The following is a 5,187-nucleotide window of genomic DNA, read 5'->3' as shown; positions in this document are numbered from 1 at the left end:
GGTAGTCCTGAAAGAGTAGAAACATATACTTATGATCCAGCATATGGTCCTACTGATTATAACATAGATCCTATACTTAGAGAAGCTACTCTAAGCGATAGAATTGCTAGATACAATATGGCTAATATTAATCCTAACACAGGAGCTAATATGGCATTTGGTTTACAATCAGCAGTTAATAGGAATAAAGCTATCGCTAATGCTTATGCTACTAAGAATAATGTTGAAAATCAAATGGCATTTAACAATGCTCAAATAGCTAATCAATGGGGACAACAGTATGCTAATGCTAGACATTTAGCTTCTGTAGAACAAGCTCAGAATGATGCAGCTGCTAGAAATATTCGTAGAAAAGGATTTGGTGATTTATCTACAAGAATATAGTAGATAAGTAGAGATAAACGTTTAACTAAAAGAGACTCTGCTGTACTAGAAGCTATGTTACCTTATTTGGAATATGGTATGACATCAGATCAATTAACTAAATTATATAATAATTTGAAAAGATAATGGCAACGAATAGATTTGATAAACCAATAGAAAGTGAGTATATTAGTTAGTATACACCAATACCCTTTGAATAGTTATATGCCATAGGTAAAGCAAATAACGAAAGAGTAGATAAAGCTTATTAGGATTTAGGTAATCAGTTTACTAAGTGGTCAGAGTTTAGATCACCATCAGCTGTAGATACTAAGAGATGGTATGATTTAACGGTTGGAGCTGGACAAGATGTAGTAAATAAATTAGCAGCTAATCCAGATTTGATTAAAACAGCAGAAGGTAGATCCTTAATACAATCGTTTATTAATACTAGACCTTATAATGAGCTAAGTTAGTTACAACAGAGTAGAGAAGGATTACTTTAGAGATAGAAAGTAAATCAACAACTTATGCTGTCTGGTAAGTATAATCCTTTATGGCATGAAGTTGATTTTACTAATTATAGTACTTTAGATAGTGGAGTATTTAATGACGTTGCTCCATTAGCTTATAAGTCAGAAGTAGATTTAGTAAAACCTTATGTTGATAATCTAAAGCCTGGATTTATTAGACAAGAAGGTGCTTATGATTGGAGAGGAGTTTCATCTGAAAGAACAGATCAAGAAATAGCTAACAATATTTCTGCTATATATAACACTCCTGAAGCACAGAAACATATACAAGTATTAATACAGCAAGGATATACTCCAGAACAAGCCAATGCTTTATTTGCTAATCGTATATATAGAGCTGGTAGAGAATTTGCATATGAAGATAGAGAACTTAATCCTTTATCTAAGATATACGAAGAAGATAGATTAAAGAGGGCTAGAACAGGACAACAAACTGCTCAAAAACCATTTAGATTGACAGAATCTATTGCAACTACTGGTGGAGATGCATTTAAATTAGGAACTCAAGCTTACATAGCTAATAAATATAGAGATCAGATAAATTCTTTAACAGATCAATATAATAATGCTACTCAATCAGGCGACACTTTATCTGCAAATATATTTAAGGAGCAATTACGAAAAATATATAATGAATCTAACAGTTACACACCAAACAAACTATTTAATGAAATATTCAAAGAATATGCTACAGATGGTAAATTGACTAATATAGATTTATCAAATGCTACTAATGATATTTTGAATAGATTTGCAGCTCCATCTCCTATAGCTTCTGTAAATGATTTGTTACAAACTACTATACCAGGTGTTACATCTGAAACGGTTACTACTCCATTAGGTAAATATAGAATAATAGCTAATCCTAGACAATTAGATTTAGCTACAGATGTTATATCTGAAATAGCTGGTTATAAACACGTAGAATCTGGAAAGAATAAGTTTAGAGATGCCCTTAAAAACGGTAAGCTTACTAATGTTATTCTTCAATAGGGAGGTAATATTCTTACTTTACCTGTAAATAAAAATGGACAAGTGCAGCCTAATTCTAGTTAGGTAATTACAGTAGCTATACCCCAAAGTCAATTAGATGCGTTAGGTATAACAGATGCAGATATGGTTATATCTGGAGCTAAAAGAATATACGATCGCTCTGGCAAGGTATCTCTATCTACAGAAATAAAAGAAGGAGATAAACGTAAACTACCATTTCAAAGATATTTAGAAGAAGGAGAGTACAGCAGTAAATATAATTATAAAGGAAAGGTATCTTACAACGTTCCTACAGAAGATGTATATTGGTAGATAGAATTACTAAATAAACTTCCAGATCCACAAGATAAATTAAATACTGAATACTTAGATCAACAAGCATGGAAGCTATCTATGACAGATGCATTTAGATCTGAATTATATCCAAGTACACAACAGGAAGCTTACGGCATTGGTTATTCTGCCGGAGAAGAAGAAAAATAAAATCGCATAAAAAATGGCTAAGAAAAATAAATTTAATTTGAATTCCCCCTCACTAGGACAATAGCTAGTGAGGGAAGCTATGACTCCGTACAGCGAAGGGTTTGATATATCGCAACTACCATAGTCATATGGAATAAATGAATTTACTACAGAACAAGAAGTGCCAGTAGTAGAAGAAGCTAAAGATAATAAAAGATCTTTAGCTGAAGATATTGTATGGAATACTGGAAAACTAATAACTAATGTATTAGATAATGCTAATCCATTATATCAGTATATACAAAAAGAAAGACTTAGTGTTGGATTGTCTAAATTACAAGACAATTTAATGGAAACAGAATCTAAATGGATACCACAGATATAGGAAGCTCAAAACTATTTAGAAGCTAAGTCTATTGTAGATAATATCTCTAATAATATACTTACAGATGAATAGAAAATGGCAGTGCAAACTGTTAATTAGTTAGAACCTAATATAAAAGAGTATGCTAAATCTAATCCGTACTTAAGAGATTTATTCTACGATACAGATCCTACGAATGTAAATGGTAGTATAGCTATAAACTTTAAAGCTTTGCTAAATGACTTTAAAGATAATAATATATTCAACGTAAATCCGCTAGATAATATAGCTACAGCGTTAGAAGATAATGCATTAAACTAGGAAGAACAAGATTTCTTATGGAACAATAAATAGCAACAAATGTCTGATAAAGAAAGATTAGACGCTATTTAGAAAGTGTTATCTGATGCTAATGATGAATACGAAGATAAAACAGCTAAGATAGTAAAAAGATAGAATACTTTAAAGAAAGGTAATTGGTTGTACGATCCTACCGCTCTTACTAAAGAATTTGAGTAGAGAGTAAATGAATCTGAGTTATCTATTACTGATCCTAAATCTTGGTTTTATAATCTAGGTCATATTGGTAGTTCTTTGTCTGAAATAGAAATGATGTTCTTACAAACAGGAACTTCAATATTGGCTAATAAAGCAGCTAGAAGTCTAGCTGTTAGAGGTGCTATAACTGCTGTTCCAGGTATTGGTCAAGCAGCTACAGCAATTGCTTTAGGAGAATCAGCTTTTAATCTTTGGTTAGCTAAATATTACAGGCAATCTGAAACAGCTAGTGAAGTGTTTGACAACTATCAGCAAAGAGTATTGCAAAGTGCTAACGATAATAAGACAGATGTAAATAGAGTATTAGAATCTTGGGAACCTAGATTAGGTGAGTTAGGTTATCCTGTAGATTAGATGGACGAAAATGAAAAACTACAAGCTGGTTTAGCTCAAGGTCTGACTACAGATCAAAAAGATTTTGAAGAAATCAGAAACGATGCTTTTGATGGCTTACAAATGGTTAGAGATGTGAATGACGCTTTAAGTTATTCAGATTATTTACAAAGTATGCCGTTTTCCTATGGAGGTAAAATATTATGGAATTAGGCTAGTAAAGCATTAGCAAAAGCTAGAGGTATAGAAAGACCTTTAGATGAAATACCAAGTGTAGTAGACCAGATTGGTTTGGGTAAAGCTATTGACAGAGGGGTGGAAAATATTCTGAACAAAGCGTCTAGACCTGGACAAAATATTACTAGGAAACATTTATTAGAAAACATTGGTAAATTCGCTAAAGCTAATGCTATTAATTTTGTATCTGAACGTAGTGAAGAAGGTGTTCAATCTGTAGTTGGTAGTAGATATCAAAGAGGAGAATACGACTATTTAAAAGACAAAGGAATAAATCCTATATCTGCTGCATACAACGCTGGTCTTCTTGGGTATGAAGCCAATCTTGCTTACTTTGGTTTATCAAACGATAATTATCTAAATACAGATGATGAATTAAAGAAGGCGATGGATATTGGTGGATTCATAGGTTTAGTAATGCCATTTGCTGGTAATGCAGTACAATTGAAAAATGCAGTAAGACAGTATGCTTCAGATAAAGAAGTACAAAAACTTATCGCTAAAGGATATAGTAATGCTGAACAGGATAACAAAATGGATGTCTTCCTCGATGCTTTACAAGCTGGTAAAGATATTAATTATGTTACAGATTATTTAGAGTCTGCTAAAAAATTGAAACAGCCTGGAGTAACAGACGAAATGATAGATGAAGATAAAAATCTAGCTACTAATCTGTGGGCTGAATATCGTAATAAATCTATCGATGAAAATTTAAAAGATTTAGGTATTAAGAGAGGCAGCTCTGAGCATAGAAAAATAGTTAAGAACTATCTACATATTAAAGATAGATTGAATGAGGCAGAGCAATCAACTAACGATGTAGCCAAAGAGTTAGAAAAGATAATAGAGCAAGGTAAAACTAATAAAGATGATGTATTCCTACAAAAAGCTAGAGAATCTTATGATGCATTTGTTGAAAGTAAAAGATAGTCTGATGAAGATTATCAATACAAAATGAACGCTACTCCAGAATATGCAGACGAAATAGAACAAGATTTTTTATCTACTTTACCTACTTTTGATGAATATTCAAATGCTGTATATGATATTACTTATCTAAAATTATAGAATCAAGCTATAACAGATTTGTATAAAGCTCTTACTAATAGAACTAAAACTTTACAACAGTTATCAGAGGATACTGGTTTAGATGTAGATCTCAGAAATATAAATAATATGAGAAACTACATTAAAAGAGAAAAAGAAAGAATAGAAAGAAACGTTCAACAAATAGTAAGTACATATGGTATACAAAATTTAGATTAGGCTCAAGATCCAGTAAATGCTGAATAGATAAAGAATTATGTAACAGCGTTTGTAATGAATAAAGCTGTAAGAGATAGA

Annotated in this window: 6 protein-coding genes; all 6 read left to right on the top strand. The window is 31.7% G+C overall.

Annotation, left to right across the window (positions count from 1 at the left end; translation table 11 throughout):
- Nucleotides 1–384, top strand: a 384-nt coding sequence (locus GH681_RS23405) for a hypothetical protein (protein WP_194271317.1), incomplete at its 5' end; no start/stop codon positions are given.
- Nucleotides 385–893: 509 nt separating this feature from the next.
- The gene (locus GH681_RS22405) at nucleotides 894–1,889 is read left to right on the top strand and encodes a hypothetical protein (RefSeq protein ID WP_153163729.1); all 996 of its coding nucleotides are present in this window, start codon (nucleotides 894–896) and stop codon (nucleotides 1,887–1,889) included.
- A gap of 643 nt (nucleotides 1,890–2,532) precedes the next feature.
- Nucleotides 2,533–2,736, top strand: a complete 204-nt coding sequence (locus tag GH681_RS22400; RefSeq protein ID WP_153163728.1) for a hypothetical protein — start codon at nucleotides 2,533–2,535, stop codon at nucleotides 2,734–2,736.
- A 588-nt stretch (nucleotides 2,737–3,324) separates the two neighbouring features.
- Complete coding sequence (locus tag GH681_RS22395) at nucleotides 3,325–3,627, top strand: hypothetical protein (RefSeq protein ID WP_153163727.1); 303 nt, start codon at nucleotides 3,325–3,327, stop codon at nucleotides 3,625–3,627.
- Complete coding sequence (locus GH681_RS22390) at nucleotides 3,628–3,819, top strand: hypothetical protein (protein ID WP_153163726.1); 192 nt, start codon at nucleotides 3,628–3,630, stop codon at nucleotides 3,817–3,819.
- Between the two features lie 78 nt (nucleotides 3,820–3,897).
- Nucleotides 3,898–4,773 carry a hypothetical protein gene (locus GH681_RS22385; protein ID WP_153170270.1) on the top strand — a complete coding sequence of 292 codons (876 nt, stop codon included), beginning with the start codon at nucleotides 3,898–3,900 and terminating at the stop codon, nucleotides 4,771–4,773.
- Nucleotides 4,774–5,187: the final 414 nt, after the last annotated feature.

Source organism: Zoogloea sp. 1C4 (genome assembly GCF_009469605.1).
In the GTDB taxonomy this organism is placed as follows: domain Bacteria; phylum Pseudomonadota; class Gammaproteobacteria; order Burkholderiales; family Rhodocyclaceae; genus Zoogloea; species Zoogloea oryzae.
Note: the sequence above shows the minus strand (reverse complement) of the source record. Positions and strands in the feature narration are given on the sequence as shown.

Coding starts and splice junctions, on each gene's coding strand:
- GH681_RS22390 (WP_153163726.1), top strand. CDS start 3,628: ATGGACGAAAATGAAAAACTACAAGCTGGTTTAGCTCAAGGTCTGACT.
- GH681_RS22395 (WP_153163727.1), top strand. CDS start 3,325: ATGATGTTCTTACAAACAGGAACTTCAATATTGGCTAATAAAGCAGCT.
- GH681_RS22405 (WP_153163729.1), top strand. CDS start 894: ATGCTGTCTGGTAAGTATAATCCTTTATGGCATGAAGTTGATTTTACT.